Annotated in this window: 14 protein-coding genes and 1 tRNA gene; 6 read left to right on the top strand and 9 right to left on the bottom strand. The window is 71.1% G+C overall.

From position 1 onward, the window contains the following. Positions 1 to 26: 26 nt before the first annotated feature. From ACZ3H8_RS21885 to ACZ3H8_RS21875, 3 genes are all read right to left on the bottom strand, one after another. Complete coding sequence (locus tag ACZ3H8_RS21885; protein ID WP_467404267.1) at positions 27 to 845, bottom strand: SCO1664 family protein; 819 nt, start codon at positions 843 to 845, stop codon at positions 27 to 29. Continuing rightward, on the bottom strand, positions 809 to 1,399 hold the full coding sequence (locus tag ACZ3H8_RS21880; protein WP_307664468.1) for a DUF3090 domain-containing protein: 591 nt from the start codon (positions 1,397 to 1,399) through the stop codon (positions 809 to 811). The genes ACZ3H8_RS21885 and ACZ3H8_RS21880 overlap by 37 nt, the downstream gene beginning before the upstream one ends. Positions 1,400 to 1,505: 106 nt before the next feature. Continuing rightward, entirely contained in the window at positions 1,506 to 2,204 is a 699-nt protein-coding gene (locus tag ACZ3H8_RS21875; protein ID WP_467404266.1) for a histidine phosphatase family protein, read from the bottom strand. A gap of 59 nt (positions 2,205 to 2,263) precedes the next feature. Between ACZ3H8_RS21875 and corA the strand changes: the two genes are divergently transcribed. Next, positions 2,264 to 3,256 carry a magnesium/cobalt transporter CorA gene (gene corA, locus ACZ3H8_RS21870; RefSeq protein WP_467404264.1) on the top strand — a complete coding sequence of 331 codons (993 nt, stop codon included), beginning with the start codon at positions 2,264 to 2,266 and terminating at the stop codon, positions 3,254 to 3,256. Positions 3,257 to 3,271: 15 nt separating this feature from the next. Here corA and ACZ3H8_RS21865 read toward each other — a convergent pair whose 3' ends face one another. Both ACZ3H8_RS21865 and ACZ3H8_RS21860 read right to left on the bottom strand, forming a co-directional pair. Then, a complete protein-coding gene (locus ACZ3H8_RS21865; protein ID WP_467404778.1) occupies positions 3,272 to 4,057 on the bottom strand; it encodes a ferritin-like domain-containing protein in 786 nt (261 codons plus the stop codon). A gap of 266 nt (positions 4,058 to 4,323) precedes the next feature. Then, positions 4,324 to 5,373, bottom strand: a complete 1,050-nt coding sequence (locus tag ACZ3H8_RS21860; RefSeq protein ID WP_467404262.1) for an LLM class F420-dependent oxidoreductase — start codon at positions 5,371 to 5,373, stop codon at positions 4,324 to 4,326. Between the two features lie 130 nt (positions 5,374 to 5,503). On the opposite strand from ACZ3H8_RS21860, the gene ACZ3H8_RS21855 reads away from it, so the two are divergent. Continuing rightward, entirely contained in the window at positions 5,504 to 6,487 is a 984-nt protein-coding gene (locus ACZ3H8_RS21855) for an aldo/keto reductase (protein ID WP_467404261.1), read from the top strand. Beyond that, positions 6,484 to 8,700 carry a helix-hairpin-helix domain-containing protein gene (locus tag ACZ3H8_RS21850; protein ID WP_467404258.1) on the top strand — a complete coding sequence of 739 codons (2,217 nt, stop codon included), beginning with the start codon at positions 6,484 to 6,486 and terminating at the stop codon, positions 8,698 to 8,700. Before ACZ3H8_RS21855 ends, ACZ3H8_RS21850 begins: the two co-directional genes overlap by 4 nt. Positions 8,701 to 8,856: 156 nt before the next feature. Here ACZ3H8_RS21850 and ACZ3H8_RS21845 read toward each other — a convergent pair whose 3' ends face one another. Further along, entirely contained in the window at positions 8,857 to 9,519 is a 663-nt protein-coding gene (locus ACZ3H8_RS21845) for a hypothetical protein (RefSeq protein WP_356230099.1), read from the bottom strand. A 47-nt stretch (positions 9,520 to 9,566) separates the two neighbouring features. On the opposite strand from ACZ3H8_RS21845, the gene ACZ3H8_RS21840 reads away from it, so the two are divergent. Next, positions 9,567 to 9,755: a DUF5703 family protein gene (locus ACZ3H8_RS21840; RefSeq protein ID WP_005319466.1), complete on the top strand. Its 189-nt coding sequence runs from the start codon at positions 9,567 to 9,569 to the stop codon at positions 9,753 to 9,755. Between the two features lie 119 nt (positions 9,756 to 9,874). Here ACZ3H8_RS21840 and ACZ3H8_RS21835 read toward each other — a convergent pair whose 3' ends face one another. From ACZ3H8_RS21835 to ACZ3H8_RS21825, 3 genes are all read right to left on the bottom strand, one after another. Further along, positions 9,875 to 10,873, bottom strand: coding sequence for a chaplin (locus ACZ3H8_RS21835; protein WP_467404257.1), 999 nt, complete (start codon positions 10,871 to 10,873; stop codon positions 9,875 to 9,877). A 143-nt stretch (positions 10,874 to 11,016) separates the two neighbouring features. After that, on the bottom strand, positions 11,017 to 11,250 hold the full coding sequence (locus ACZ3H8_RS21830; RefSeq protein ID WP_467404254.1) for a chaplin: 234 nt from the start codon (positions 11,248 to 11,250) through the stop codon (positions 11,017 to 11,019). Between the two features lie 166 nt (positions 11,251 to 11,416). Next, complete coding sequence (locus ACZ3H8_RS21825) at positions 11,417 to 12,751, bottom strand: M20/M25/M40 family metallo-hydrolase (protein WP_467404252.1); 1,335 nt, start codon at positions 12,749 to 12,751, stop codon at positions 11,417 to 11,419. A gap of 185 nt (positions 12,752 to 12,936) precedes the next feature. Here ACZ3H8_RS21825 and ACZ3H8_RS21820 point away from each other — a divergent pair. Both ACZ3H8_RS21820 and ACZ3H8_RS21815 read left to right on the top strand, forming a co-directional pair. Next, positions 12,937 to 13,024: transfer RNA gene (locus ACZ3H8_RS21820), tRNA-Leu, on the top strand. A gap of 244 nt (positions 13,025 to 13,268) precedes the next feature. Then, positions 13,269 to 14,219 (top strand): RluA family pseudouridine synthase, encoded by a 951-nt coding sequence (locus tag ACZ3H8_RS21815; protein ID WP_467404250.1) that lies wholly within the window; start codon positions 13,269 to 13,271, stop codon positions 14,217 to 14,219. The last annotated feature ends 17 nt before the right edge of the window (positions 14,220 to 14,236 follow it).

Here is a 14,236-nt window from a genome sequence, read left to right as displayed (position 1 = left end):
GTGGCCCAGGGGAACAGCCCCACACCTCACACCGGCGGCCAGGGAATCGCCGGCCACTCCCCCGACGGCACCGGATGCCTCCCCGTCCCCAGCAGCGCCCCCACTCTCGACCGCACCGCCTCCACCTCCGCCCCCGTCAGCAGTTCCGCCAGACGGGCGGACAGCTGTTCGCCCTCGTCCAGCGCCGCCGCCAGCGCTGCCAGCGCCGAGGTCGCCTCCGGCGGCAGCGGGTCCCCCGCCCAGCCCCACAGCAGCGTCCGCAGCTTGTCGTCCACGTTGAACGTGACCCCGTGGTCGATCGCGTACAGATGGCCGTCCGCCGTCGGCAGCAGATGCCCACCCTTCCGGTCACCGTTGTTGATCACCGCGTCCAGCACCGCCAGCCGCCGCAGCCGCACATCGTCCGCGTGCACAAGCAGCGCCGTACGCCCCTCGCCCACCTCCGCGAAGCCGACCGCCTTCCAGCCCTCTCCCGGCTCCTCGTCCTCGACCAGCGCGAGCAGCGGCGCCGACGGGTCCGCCTCGATCCAGAGCTGGACCATGCCCTCGCCGTACGGGCCGTCCCGCAGGACCGTCGGCGGCACCAGGCCCCACCCGGTCGCCTCGGAGAGCTCGTACGCCGCCACCTCGCGCTGCGCGAGCGTTCCGTCCGGGAAGTCCCACAGCGGCCGCTCACCGGCGACCGGCTTGTAGACGCAGTGGGCCTGCTCACCCTCGTACGAGACGGAGCAGTACAGGACCGCGTTGGACGCCTCGCGGACCCGTCCGCGCACGGTGAGCTCGCCCTTGGCGAGGAGATCCCGCGCCGTCAGGCTCCGCGGCGGTATCCGTTCTGGCGCGGGCATACGTGTCCTTCCGGATCGAGCGGCAGGCTGCACAGCGGGCACGGCGGCCGGCCGGCGTTCACCACGTCCAGCGCGCGCTTGGCAAAGGCCCTCGCCTGCGCCCCGGACAGCCGGACGCGCAGCATCGGCGGGCCGTTCTCCTCGTCCTGCAGCAGCCGTTCCTCGGCCTCCGCGAGGTCCTCCTCGGAGTCCGCGTCCAGCTCCACCAGCGCCTGAGCCTCGACGATCATGCGCTGTTCCTCGCCGTCCCACGCCAGCGCCATCGTGCCGACCCGGAACTCCTCCTCGACCGGAGCGTCCAGCGGTGCGGTGTCCGCGACGTCGGCGGGCGCGACGGCCGGCACCGGCGCGTTGCCCCCGGTACGGCGCACGACCTCGTCCAGCAGCTCGTCGATCCGCTCGGCGAGCGCGGCCACCTGGGTCTTCTCCAGGGCTACGCTGGTGACGCGCCCTGCGGCCGAAGCCTGCAGGAAGAACGTACGGCGTCCAGGCAGCCCGACCGTGCCGGCCACGAAACGGTCCGGCGGGTCGTAGAGGAACACCTGACGGGACACGTTCTGTCTCCCTCGGGATCGTGGGGTCGGTCGGTATCGGCTGCTGTGGACGACTGTCGAGCGGGCATACGGGTTTTCAGCCCGTCCACCCTACTGCGGGGAGCGATCACGGGGCGCCCGCGCCGCCCCCGACGACCGCGGCCCCGCCACCGTCGTTCCCGCCACCGTTCCCGCGCGGCGCGAGCGAGCCGAAGTCCCCGGTGTCACCGAGGCGCAGAAGAAATGGACGGGTGCGGGTGTAGCGGATCGCGGTCACGGAGCACGGCTCCACATGAACCCGCTGGAAGAGATCGAGATGCATGCCGAGCGCGTCCGCCACCAGGGACTTGATGATGTCGCCGTGCGAGCACATCACATACACCGCGTCCTCGCCGTGCGCCGCGTCGATGCGCGCGTTCCATTCGCGTACGGCGTCGACGGCGCGCGCCTGCATGGCCCGCATCGACTCGCCGCCGGGGAACGCCGCCGCGGACGGGTGCTGCTGCACGACCTCCATGAGCGGCTCGTCCGCGAGCTCGGCGAGCTTGCGCCCCGACCAGTCGCCGTAGTGACACTCGCCGATCCGCTCGTCCGTCTGCAGTTCAAGACCGGGCCGGGCGTCCAGCAGCGGCTGCATGGTCTGCAGACAGCGCTCCAGGGGGCTGCTGACGACGGCGGCGACCGGCACATCGGCGAGCCGCTCGGGCAGCGCGGCCGCCTGCGCGGCGCCGCGCTCGTCGAGAAAGACGCCAGGGGTCCAGCCGGCGAGCACCCCCGCGGTGTTGGCGGTGGAGCGTCCGTGGCGTACGAGGATCAGCGTGGCCATGACCGTCAGCCTAGGCGGACCCGCGCACGAGGGTGCGCCGGGGCCGTATGCAAGGAAGAATGCACGCCGTGATCGTGGACTGTGCCATCTACCGCGAGGGGCGCCGCACCAAAGGCCCCGCCGACTTCTCCGATGCCCTGGACGAGGCTCGGGCGACCGGCGACGCCTTTCTCTGGATCGGTCTTTACGAGCCGACGGAGAAGGAGTTCGATCACGTCTCGGCGGAGTTCGGGCTGCATCCGCTGGCGGTGGAGGACGCCCTCAACGCACACCAGCGCCCCAAGCTCGAGGTGTACGACGACTCGCTGTTCGTGGTTCTCAAGCCGGTGGTGTACGAGCCGGAGAGCGACGCCGTCACCACTGACGAGCTGATGGTCTTCATCGGCGACTCGTTCGTGGTGACGGTCCGGCACGGTGAGGGCGCGCCGCTCGCGGCGGTGCGCCGACGGCTCGAAGCCGAGCCCGAGGTCCTCAAGCACGGCCCCACTGCGGTTCTGTACGCCATCAGTGACGCGGTCGTCGACCACTACATCGATGTCGCCGCCGAGCTCCAGGCGGACCTGGAGGAGCTGGAGACCGATGTCTTCGCACCCGCCGGCGGCGACGCACGCCACAGCGCGGCGCGGATCTACACCTTCAAGCGGCAGGTTCTGGAGTTCCGCCGCGCCGCCGGGCCGCTGGCGGCTCCGATGGCCCGTCTTGCGAGCGCGGGCGTGCCGTTCGTCCATGAGCATGCGCAGCCGTTCTTCCGCGACGTCAGCGACCATCTGACACGAGCGAACGAGCAGGTCGAGGGGTTGGACCGGCTGCTGTCGGACGTCCTGTCCGCCCATCTCGCACAGATGGGCGTGCGGCAGAACGACGACCTGCGCAAGATCTCGGCGTGGGCGGCCATGGTCGCGGTCCCCACCATGGTCGCGGGGATCTACGGCATGAACTTCGAGCACATGCCGGAGCTGCGGTGGGTGTGGGCGTATCCGGCGGTGGTGCTGCTGATGGCCGGGGCGGTGTACGGCCTGTTCCGGCTGTTCAAGCGCCGCGGCTGGCTGTAGGCGCCCCCACCGCTCTCAGAAGGCGGGAGCGGCGGCGGGAGGCCCGTCGAGGGCGCCCCGGCGCTCGGGCATCTTCAGGCTGACCATCCGGTGCCAGCCGCCGAACCGTTCGTACGCGTACATGGCGTGGATGCCCGCGGCCAGCGTCGCGGACTTGGCCTTGGGCCAGTGCAGCAGCCGTCCCATGTGGTCCATCACAGCGAGGCTCACATCGCGGTAGACCTTGATCTCGGCGAGGGCGCTCTCGCGCAGGACCCGCTGGATCGTACGGCCGTGCCCGGCGGCGGCCAGCCGCAGCAACTCCTCGTGGCAGTAAGCCAGGTGGTTGTCCTCGTCGTTGCAGATCATGGTGATGGCCCTGCCCAGTTCGGGATGGTTCCCGAAGTACTTCACGAGCATGTCCATCTGGTCGGCGGCCCGCTGCTCGGTGACCCTGCTGTGCGAGAGGTAGACGACGATGTCCCCCTCGGTCAGCGGCTCGTCGCGGCGCAGCTTCTCGTGGGTGAGTCCGATGCCCTGCTTTTCGAGCAGCATCGTGTAGTCGGTCTCGGGCGGGACGGGGACGGGTGCCAGTCCGCGCTTCTTGAGCAGCGCGTCGAAGAGCCGTCCGTGCTTGTCCTCGTCGGCGCCGTGCCGGGTGATCTTGGGAGCGAGGGCGCGCATGCTCTCGGGCACCAGGGCGGCGATACGGCCGTTCTCCCAGCCACCCTGCGCCTCACCGCTGGCCGCGATGGAGCAGAAGAGCTGGAAGGCATCGTCGCTGTCGACGATTTCCTGGAAGAGACTCCGGGCCGAGAGCATCACTGCCACCTCCATGAAGACATCCGCAGAAGACATCCGCAAAGAACGAGTCAAATGCGCTATGGGAGGCGAGGCAACAGGTAGGTCGCACAACTCCGCCGAATGGAGGACGGCGACGCGGGTGCCGGCCGTAACCGGAGCCCGCATTTGGGCGTTGTGATGCATGACGGCCGTGGCGGGGAAGACCCCCGAGCCCCCACCACGGCCGCAGCCTTGCCCCCTTGTGAACGGGGGCTTCAGCGCAGGCAGGCCGTTCAGCGGCCGCGTTACGCGAGCCCGGCGCGCTCCAGGGCCGTCGTGCCCGCCCGCAGGGCGGTCAGCCGCTCGTCGAGCGTGAATCCGGCCGGGGCGAGGGTCAGCGTGGTGACGCCGGCCGCGGCGTACGCCGCCATCCGCTCGGCGATCCGCTCCACCGGGCCCAGCAGCGTCGTCTGGTCGATCAGCTGGTGCGGGACCGCGGCGGCCGCGCCCTCCTTGTCGCCGGACAGGTACTTGTCCTGGATCTCGGCGGCTTCCTTCTCATAACCCATGCGCTGCGCAAGCTGGTTGTAGAAGTTCTGCTTGCGGCTGCCCATGCCGCCGACGTACAGCGCGGTGTACGGACGGAACATGTCGGCAAGACCGCCCACGTCCTCGCCGACAGCGAGCGGCAGCGTCGGACAGACGTCGAAGCCCTCCATCGTCTTTCCGGCCTTCTCGCGGCCCGCCCGCAAATACTTGATCGCGGTGTCCTCGAGGTGGTCCGCGGACGGGAAGATCAGCAGCGCGCCGTCGGCGATCTCGCCGGTCTGCTCCAGGTTCTTGGGGCCGATCGCGGCGATGTACAGCGGGATGTGCTCGCGCTGCGGGTGGACGGTGAGCTTGATCGGCTTGCCCGGGCCTTCCGGCAGCGGGAGCGTCCAGTGCTCGCCCTCGTACGACAGGCGCTCGCGGGCCATCGCTTTGCGGACGATCTCGACGTACTCGCGGGTGCGGGAGAGCGGCTTGTCGAACTTGACGCCGTACCAGCCCTCGGAGACCTGCGGGCCCGAGACGCCGAGGCCGAGGCGGAAGCGGCCGCCGGAGAGGGAGTCCAGGGTGGCGGCGGTCATCGCGGTCATCGCGGGCTGGCGGGCCGGGATCTGCATGATCGCGGAGCCGACGTCGATGCGCTCGGTCTGGGCAGCGACCCAGGTGAGCACGGTGGGGGCGTCGGAGCCGTACGCCTCGGCGGCCCAGCAGACGTCGTAGCCGAGCTTGTCAGCCTCCTTGGCGACCGCGAGATTGTCGCCGTCCATCCCCGCGCCCCAGTAGCCGAGGTTGATGCCGAGCCGCATAACCGCTCCCTCTTACTGATCAGTAACGTCCCTGTTCCGGGGACTCTAGCGCGGGTTCCGGCGATCCGTCAGGGGGAGGTTGTCCACAGGCTCTCTCAGGGTGGGCCCGTGGCCAGTAATCTCAGCGCCCATGGAGCAGAGGCAACTCGGCCGTACCGGCCTGCGCGTGTCCCGGATCGGGCTCGGCACCCTCACATGGGGCCGGGACACCGATGAGCACGACGCTGCCGACCAGCTGAAGGCGTTCTGGGACGCGGGCGGGACGCTGGTCGACACCGCTGATGTGTACGGCGGTGGGGATGCCGAGTATCTGCTGGGCCAGCTCGTCGAGCGGCTCGTCCCACGGCGCGATCTGGTCATCGCGACGAAGGCGGGCAGCGTGCCCGACCCGGACCGGCGCTTCGACGGCTCGCGCGGGCATCTCCTCGCCGCGCTGGACGCGTCGCTGGAGCGGCTCGGGACGGATTACGTCGACCTGTGGCAGGTGCACGCCTTCGATCCGGACACTCCGCTGGAGGAGACGCTCCAGGCGCTGGACATAGCGGTGAGCAGCGGGCGGGCGCGGTACGCGGGCGTGTCGAACTTCTGCGGCTGGCAGCTGGCGAAGGCCGCGACCTGGCAGCTGGCCTCGCCGGGCGTGCGGACGCGGCTGGCCAGTACGCAGATGGAGTACTCACTGCTGCAGCGGGGGGTCGAGCGGGAAGTGCTGCCCGCCGCCCTGGACCTGGGGGTCGGGCTGCTGCCGTCGTCGCCGCTCGGCCGCGGGGTGCTGACCGGGAAGTACCGGCATGCGACTCCGGCGGACTCGCGGGGTGCGTCGGAGCAGCTGGCGCCCTTCGTGGAGCCGTACCTCGACGAGGCGGCGAGCAGCATCGTGGACGCGGTGACGACGGCGGCGGACGGACTGGCGGCTACGGCACTTCAGGTGGCGCTGGCGTGGGTGCGGGACCGGCCGGGGGTGGTGGCCCCGATCGTCGGAGCGCGCAATGCGCAGCAGCTCACGGCCGCATTGTCAGTGGAGGCGCTTAGTCTTCCTGACGAGATCTGCCAGGCGCTCGACGATGTGTCGGCGCCCGTGCACCGATATCCCGACCAGGACTGGAGCACGCTGTGACTGCGCCTTCCGAGGGGACGCCGCCCCCAACAGCCGCTGAGGGGCAGGCCGAACCCCCGGCCGAGGACCGCGCCCCCGCGGACGAGGCCGCTGCCCCGGCACCGGAGGCCGCCGAGCCGGACGCGCCCGAGGCCACGGACCAGGCCACCGCGGAGCCAGACACCGGGGACCAGGACACCGCGGACGCAGATACCGCGGACTCTGCCGACGAGGCCGCTGCTGGTGCAGAGGGCACCGAGAAGGCGGGCGAGCTCTCCGAGGCCGAGGCCGAGCTTGCCGCGCAGCGAGAGCTGCGGGCCCGGATCGAGCAGCGCAAGGCCGAGAAGGCGGGGTCCATCGAGGCCGGCACCAAGCTGAGCGGGACGGCCGCCGATCTGCTCGCTGCGGTACGGGCCGTGGAGAGCGGCGAGAAGTCCGGCACCGCGTTCTTCGACTCTCCGCCTCCCTCCGCTGGGGGGACCCCCACCGCGCCCACCCCGAGGCGGCCCGCGGCGGCCGAGCCGGTGCGGCCGCGGCCTCCGGAGCCCGCGCGGGCACCCGTGGCGACCGCGCCGGAGACCGTCACAGCCGTACGGGCCGTGCTCACCGAGGGCGGTGCGCCCGAAGCGCTGGCGCCGCAGGTGGCGGACGCGCTCGGGGAGCGGGCCGCGGACTTCCTGCGCCAGGACCCGTGGCAGCTGCTGTCCGTGCCCGGCGTCCGGCCCGAACAGGCCGACGGCTTCGCCCGGGCGCTGCTCGGCGCGGAGTGCGGCCCGGGCGACGAGCGCCGGACGGCGGCCCTGGTCACCTGGCAGTTGGAGCGCGCTGCGCTCCAGGGCCACACCGCGCTGGAGTCGTCCGCGGTGCGCGGGGCGCTGGCCGAGCGGTCGGTGCCCGATCCGGACGAGGCACTGCAGCAGGCCATCGCAGACGGCGCGGTGCTGGTGTTCCAGGACGGCATAGAGGAAGAGACGGCGGACGGCGAGGAGCCCGGGCAGCCTGCCGTACCGGTGCTGCTGGGGCTCGACCGGTACGCCCTCGCGGAGGAAAGCCTCGCGGACGGCCTGGCGCGGCTGGCCAAGACCGGTGCCGACGCCAGGTGGGAGGCGGCCAAGCCCACCGAGCTGGTCCGCGCGGTCGCGGCGTGTGGCCTGGTGGCGCACAGCGGCGGCGAGGCGGCGCGCGCCGAGCCGGTCGCGCTGGCCGATGCCGCCGGTGCGCTCGGGCTGCGCGCGGTCGTCGCGGTCCACAGCGAGAACGGCCGCCGGCGGCTCGGCTCCGAAGCGGTCACCGTCAGCGGGCTGCTCTCCGGCGCGGAGGGACCGGGCAGAGACGGGGACGGTGCGTTCGCGCTCGACCTCCTGGTCGTGCTGGACGCGCCGCAGCTGGACGTGGAGAGCGCCGCGATGCTGGTCGAGTCGATGCCGGACGGCAGTCGGCTGCTGCTGAGCGGCGACCCCGGTGTCCTCGGCTCGGCGGGCGCGGGCCGGGTATTCGCGGATGTGCTGGCCGCCAGGGTCTGCCCGCAGATCGCCTCCCGTACGCCGGACTCCGGTCCGATCGGAGAGCTGGTCTCAGGCATCGGCATCGGCGAACTGACCCAGGTGGAGGCGCCCGGCAAGGAGGTCGTCATCGTCCCGGTGCGGGACGCGGGCGAGGCGGTCCACCGTGCGGTGCAGCTCGTCGCCGACTCCGTGCCGCGGGCCATCGGGGTGCCGCCCGAGCAGACCCAGGTGATCACGGTGGGGCACGGCGGATCCGCGGGCACCCGCGCCCTCAACGCGGCGCTCAAGCAGCGGCTCAACCCCGGCCCGGGCCGGTTCGGCGGCTTCGACCCGGGCGACCGGGTCGCGTACGCCCCGGCGCTCGGCCGGACGCTGCCCGGGACCGTCGTCTCGGCGGACGCGGAGGGCCTCCACATCGACTGTGAGGGCACGCCCGTCGTCGTACCGCAGGAGCGCGTCGAATCGGCGGTGCGCCACGGCTGGGCGCTCACTGCACACCAGGCCACGGGAATGCGCTGGCCCGCGGCGGTCGTGGTGCTGCCAGGTGACGCGGCTCAGGGGCTGAGCCGGCCGTGGGTCTACACCGCGTTCAGCCGCGGCGAGCGCCATCTGTCCGTGGTGCACGGCGTCGACCAGGCGCTGCCGCGAGCCGTGGCGGAGATCCCGTCCCAGGACCGCACGACGCGCCTGCGGACGCTGCTCGAGGGGCTGCTCGCCTCGACACCGTGACCGAGGGCGCCGTGACCGAGGGCGCCGTGACCGAGGGCGCCGTGACCGAGGGCGCCGTGACCGAGGGCGCCGTGACCGAGGGCGCCGTGCCGACGACATGCGACAGGCCCCCGTCGCTCGGACGTGACAGGGGCCCGCGCTACGGAGCGAGTGCTGTCAGGACTCCGCTTCCTCGTCGAGGTCGTCCAGATCCTCGCTCAGCTCGTCCTCGTCGAAGACCGAGCTGACGTCGAAGCGGCACACGATCCGCTGCGGATCCGCCTGGTCGAACGGCGTGCTCAGCCACTCGCCCGGCTCCGGGATTTCGTCCGTTGCCGACACCCACAGCGTGGAGTCGCCCTCCTCCAGGCCGAACTCCTTGTGCCGGGAGGCGATTTCATCCGGTTCGTACTCCCCGAAGAGCACCCCGAGCGCGGCGTGCACACTCGTGCCGACCACCGGGGCATTCTCCGGGCGGTCGTCCTCAGGGTCCACGTCGGCGATGCGTTGTGCCTGCGCCAGCAGCCGCTGCGGCTCGACCACCGCGTAGTCCCGGCGGATCAGCACGCTGAGCGCGTTCGGCTCCTCGGGGCCCGCGTACGGCGGCAGCGAGTCGTCCGCGCCCGGGATCTCGAAGGGGGTCACCTCGTCATAGCGGTCGTAAAGGCGCTCGTCGTACGCCTCCGCCGCCGAGGCAAGGCTGTTGAACGCGGCATAGACAGCCGGGTCGTCCTCGCCCGTGCGGTTCTCGACCGCCGCGAGGTGACGGTCCAGTGCGGCTTTGACCGCCTCGGCGGCGGCACGTACCTCGGCAGCGGTGGGCTGCGCAGCATCAGACATAGTGCAGACGCTATCCGTACAGGGGCTCTGCCCGCACAATAGATGCGATGCCGGAATACGAATTTGTCGACGTGTACGTACCGCGCGGGGTCTCCCGCAAGGAAGCGACCCGTCTGCTGACCGACCATGCCGAGTACGGACACTGGGAGTTGGACCGACTGAGTTTGCATCGGGACGGCAGCCGCAGGGTGCGGCTGCGCCGACGCATCATCCGTCAGGTGCGCGCCACCTGGTGAGCGAGTAAATGGGACGGAGCGAGCCCCGCTACTGCGGGACCCGCTCCGTTTTATCCACTTTCGTACCGCTCAGCACCGCCCCGCGAGCCACACAGCCTCGTTCAGCGGTGACCGCGCGGTTACGCCCTGGCGCGGCCGCGGCGGTACAGCACCGCGCCCGCCAGCAGCAGACCCGCGCCCGCCGGGATCAGCGTGTCGAGCGGACCCGATCCGGTCTGCGCGAGCTCGTCGGTAGTCCCGGGCGAGGTGCCCGTCTGGGCACCGGGGGTGTTCGGAGCGACCGGCTCCGGGGCGCTGGGGGTAGTGGGCTCGGTCGGCTGAGCGGGAGTCTCGGGCTGACCCGGGGTGACCGGGGTGACCGGCGGCGTGACCGGGTTACCGGGCGGGGTGACCGGGGTGCCGGGCGGGGTGACCGGGGTGCCGGGCGGCGTAACCGGGGTGCCGGGCGGCGTAACCGGAGGGCCAGGCGGCGTAACCGGGGGTCCCGGCGGCGTCTCGGTCCCGGGCGTCGTGCCGTTACCGCAGTCGTTGCCCGAGACCGCGTTGCCGAGGCCGCCGATGGTGACGGCGTTCCCGCAGGCGTTCACGGGGACATGGACCGGCGCCTGGATGAGGTTGCCGGAGGCGATGCCGGGAGAGGCGCTGGTGACCCCGCCGGCCTGGGCTCCGGTGCCGGGCGAGCCGCCGTCCGACGTGTTGCCGCATTCGTTGCCGCTGGCGGGGTTGAGCAGCCCGACCACATTCACGGTGTTCCCGCAGGCGTTCACGGGGACATGGACCGGCGCCTGGATGGTGTTGCCGGAGGCGATGCCGGGAGAGTCACTGGTCTCCCCGTCGGCCTGGGCTCCGCCGCCCGGCGAGCCATTGTCGGATCCGGACGTGTTGGCGCATTCGTTGCCGCCGGCGGGGTTGAGCAGCCCGACCACATTCACGGTGTTCCCGCACGCATTGACGGGGATATGCACGGGGAGCTGGACCGAATTCCCGGACGCGATGCCCGGTGAATTCGACGCGTTTCCGGTCGCACCGGCATCCGCGTACGCATAGCTGCCGCCGAGGGCGAGTACGCCGCCCGCGGCCGCCATGGTGATCAGGCCCTTGCGAGTGACCTGTCGCATAGGTTGGTTCCTTGCCTTCACGCTTCAGGAAAACCTCCGGACTCGTGCCCGGAGGCGGAATACCCGGCGGTCCCGGAGTGCATGGCGCGCACTCCGGGACCGCCCGGGTTCAAACCCGAACCCTTGCGGGCCGAGTCACAACATCACGAGTTCTCGCAGGTGTTGCCGAAGGTGGGGTTCAGCAGCCCGATCACGGAGACCGTGTTGCCACACGCGTTCACCGGCACGTGGATGGGCGCCTGGATGACGTTGCCGGAGAGCACGCCGGGGGAGTTCACAGCGGCACCCTGGGCACCCGCGTCGGCCATGGCAACGCCCGCACCCGCGAGCACCAGACCGCCAGCGGCAGCCGCAGCAGCGACGACCTTCTTGATCATTGTTCCTCCTTGTTGGCAATGCGGTCCCAGCCGCGGACCGCATCACCTGTAACGAGGAGGAGTGAGGGGGGCTACGAGGCGATGGCCCCTTTCACCCTTTTCAGTCAAGTACGCACACACTGACGATTATTGGAGTTTCGTCTCAGCACACTTCACCCGGCGCGGCTCAGCACCGGTCCAGGAATCGGTCAAGCACCCGTACACCGAACTTCAGCCCGTCGACCGGCACTCGCTCATCCACCCCGTGGAACATTCCCGCGAAGTCCAGCTCCGGCGGCAGCTTGAGCGGCGCGAAGCCGAAGCAGCGGATGCCCAGGTCGTCGAAGGACTTGGCGTCGGTGCCGCCGGAGAGCATGTACGGCACGGCCCGGGCGATCGGGTCCTCCGCCTTGAGCGCGATCTGCATCGCGTCGACGAGGTCACCGTCGAAGCTGGTCTCCAGGGCCTTGTCGCCGTGCACGTCCTCCCGCTTGACGCGCGGGCCGAGCAGCCGGTCGAGGTCGGCCAGGAACTCGTCCTCGTACCCGGGCAGGAAGCGCCCGTCGACGTGCGCGGTCGCCTGCCCGGGGATGACGTTCACCTTGTAGCCGGCGCCGAGCATGGTGGGGGCCGCGGAGTTGCGCAGGGTCGCGCCGATCATCTTCGCGATTCCGCCGAGCTTGGCGAGCGTGGCGTCCATGTCCTCCGGGTCCAGCGGCGTGCCGAGCGCATCGGAGAGCTCGTCCAGGAAGTGCCGTACGGTCTTGGTCATCCTGACCGGCCACTTGTGGCGGCCGAGACGGCCGACTGCCTCGCAGAGCTCGGTGATGGCGTTGTCGTTGTTGGTCATCGAGCCGTGCCCTGCGGTGCCGTCGACGGTGAGGCGCATCCAGTGCATGCCCTTCTGCGCCGTCTCGACGAGATAGAGCCGCAGGTTCTCGTTGACGGTGAAGGAGAAGCCGCCGACCTCGCCGATGGCCTCGGTGACGCCCTCGAAGAGGTTCGGGTGCTTGTCGACCAGATGCCGCGCGCCGTACGTGCCGCCGGCCTCCTCGTCGGCGAGGAAGGCCAGCACGATGTCGCGAGGGGGCTTTCGGCCGGTGCGCAGCCTGTCGCGTACGACCGCGAGGGTCATCGCGTCCATGTCCTTCATGTCGACGGCGCCCCGGCCCCACACGCAGCCGTCCGCGATCTCGCCGGAGAAGGGGTGATGCGTCCAGTCGTCGGCGTTCGCCGGTACGACGTCGGTGTGCCCATGGATGAGCAGCGCGGGCCTGGACGGGTCTTCCCCCTCGATCCGGGCGACGGTGGATGCGCGTCCCTTGTGGGATTCGAAGATCTGCGGTTCGAGCCCGACCTCGGCGAGCTTCTCCGCGACGTACTCCGCGGCGGCCCGCTCCCCCGGACCCGAGTGGTCGCCGTAGTTGCTCGTGTCGATCCGGATCAGCTCACGACAGAGGTCGACGACCTCGTCCTCGCCCGTCACGGGCTTGGACTTGTCTGCCCTGTTCGACTCGCTCACGCTGTTCCTCCCGCTGTCGCTGCTGGTGGTTCCTGCTCATCCTCCCGCGAGCGGGCCCCGGACCCCAAGGGCGACTGTCCGCCGTCATACGGCCGTCACACGGACCGGGCCGTGATCGGGCACAGCCGAATGTTTGCTATGGTTTTCCACGTCGGAACGGCCTACGGCCGCGAGACATACACCTGGTCCGGGTGGCGGAATGGCAGACGCGCTAGCTTGAGGTGCTAGTGCCCTTTATCGGGCGTGGGGGTTCAAGTCCCCCCTCGGACACCAGCAAGATCCCCACTGATTCCCGTGGGGATCTTTTTGTAGCCCTGGGTGCCATGCGTCTCCAGTACGCGCGTGGCCAGGCGCAGCCGAAGCGGGCCGCCCGCTCCTGCGGCCACCAGCATTGATGAAGTGCCGCGCCCCGGCGCCGACGGGCTTCCGGCGCGTGAAGGCGGCGATGCTGGTCACCGACGTCACCCCCGGCCCCCGTTCCGCAGACATCCGATGCAGTGGGCATACAGTCACGTCGGTGAGACGCAGACGCAAGGCCCCGCCCGCGCCGCTCCCCCAGCGCGACGGCATCGACCCGGTGCGGCTGCGGCTGCCCGCCGATCCGGAGGGCGTGTGGAAGACGGTGTACGACCATCTCGCCGCGCGGTACGCCGACGCCATCGGGGCGGAGCAGGTCGACGCCATGTTCCGGGAGGGGCGCATCGTCTCCGCGGACGGTCCGGTCGCCGCCGACGAGCCCTACACCGCGGGGCGGTATCTCTGGTTCCACCGGGACTTCGCGCCCGAGGAGCGCGTCCCCTTCGAGGTCGGGATCGTCCACCGGGACGAGCGTCTGGTGATCGCGGACAAGCCCCACTTCCTCGCCACCACCCCGCGCGGCCGGCACATCACCGAGACGGCGCTGGCCCGGCTGCGCCGCGATCTGGAGCTGCCCGAGTTGCAGCCCGCGCACCGGCTGGACCGGCTGACCGCGGGGCTCGCGCTCTTTGTCGTACGCCCTGCGGACCGGGGCGCGTACCAGACGCTGTTCCGGGACCGGCTGGTGCGCAAGGAGTACGAGGCGGTGGCGGCGTACGACCCGGCGCTCGCCCTGCCCGTGACCGTACGCAGCAGGATCGTGAAGGAGCGCGGGGTGATGGCCGCCCGCGAGGAGCCGGGCGAGCCGAACAGCGAGAGCCGGATCGAACTCCTTGAGCACCGGGCCGGGTTCGGCCGGTACCGGCTGCTGCCGGCCACCGGCCGAACCCATCAGCTGCGGGTCCACATGAACAGCCTGGGGCTGCCGCTCCTGAACGACCCGGTCTATCCGGTCGTCCAGGAGCCCGGGCCCGACGACTACTCCCGTCCTCTTCAACTCCTCGCGAAAGTACTGGAGTTCACCGATCCGGTGACGGGAGAGCCGTATCGCTTCGAGAGCCGGCTGCGGCTGGCTCAGTGGCCCGGACGCCCGGCGGAGCCGCCAGTTTGATGCGGCCCACTCCTCCC

This window comes from Streptomyces sp. NPDC002868, assembly GCF_055563295.1.
This window is presented reverse-complemented; position numbering and strand designations above follow the sequence as displayed.

Bases quoted from the DNA above. Each gene is read 5' to 3' on its own strand.
- ACZ3H8_RS21885 (WP_467404267.1), bottom strand. From the start codon at position 845: ATGCCCGCGCCAGAACGGATACCGCCGCGGAGCCTGACGGCGCGGGAT.
- ACZ3H8_RS21875 (WP_467404266.1), bottom strand. From the start codon at position 2,204: ATGGCCACGCTGATCCTCGTACGCCACGGACGCTCCACCGCCAACACC.
- corA (WP_467404264.1), top strand. From the start codon at position 2,264: ATGCACGCCGTGATCGTGGACTGTGCCATCTACCGCGAGGGGCGCCGC.
- ACZ3H8_RS21865 (WP_467404778.1), bottom strand. From the start codon at position 4,057: ATGCTCTCGGCCCGGAGTCTCTTCCAGGAAATCGTCGACAGCGACGAT.
- ACZ3H8_RS21860 (WP_467404262.1), bottom strand. From the start codon at position 5,373: ATGCGGCTCGGCATCAACCTCGGCTACTGGGGCGCGGGGATGGACGGC.
- ACZ3H8_RS21855 (WP_467404261.1), top strand. From the start codon at position 5,504: ATGGAGCAGAGGCAACTCGGCCGTACCGGCCTGCGCGTGTCCCGGATC.
- ACZ3H8_RS21845 (WP_356230099.1), bottom strand. From the start codon at position 9,519: ATGTCTGATGCTGCGCAGCCCACCGCTGCCGAGGTACGTGCCGCCGCC.
- ACZ3H8_RS21840 (WP_005319466.1), top strand. From the start codon at position 9,567: ATGCCGGAATACGAATTTGTCGACGTGTACGTACCGCGCGGGGTCTCC.
- ACZ3H8_RS21835 (WP_467404257.1), bottom strand. From the start codon at position 10,873: ATGCGACAGGTCACTCGCAAGGGCCTGATCACCATGGCGGCCGCGGGC.
- ACZ3H8_RS21830 (WP_467404254.1), bottom strand. From the start codon at position 11,250: ATGATCAAGAAGGTCGTCGCTGCTGCGGCTGCCGCTGGCGGTCTGGTG.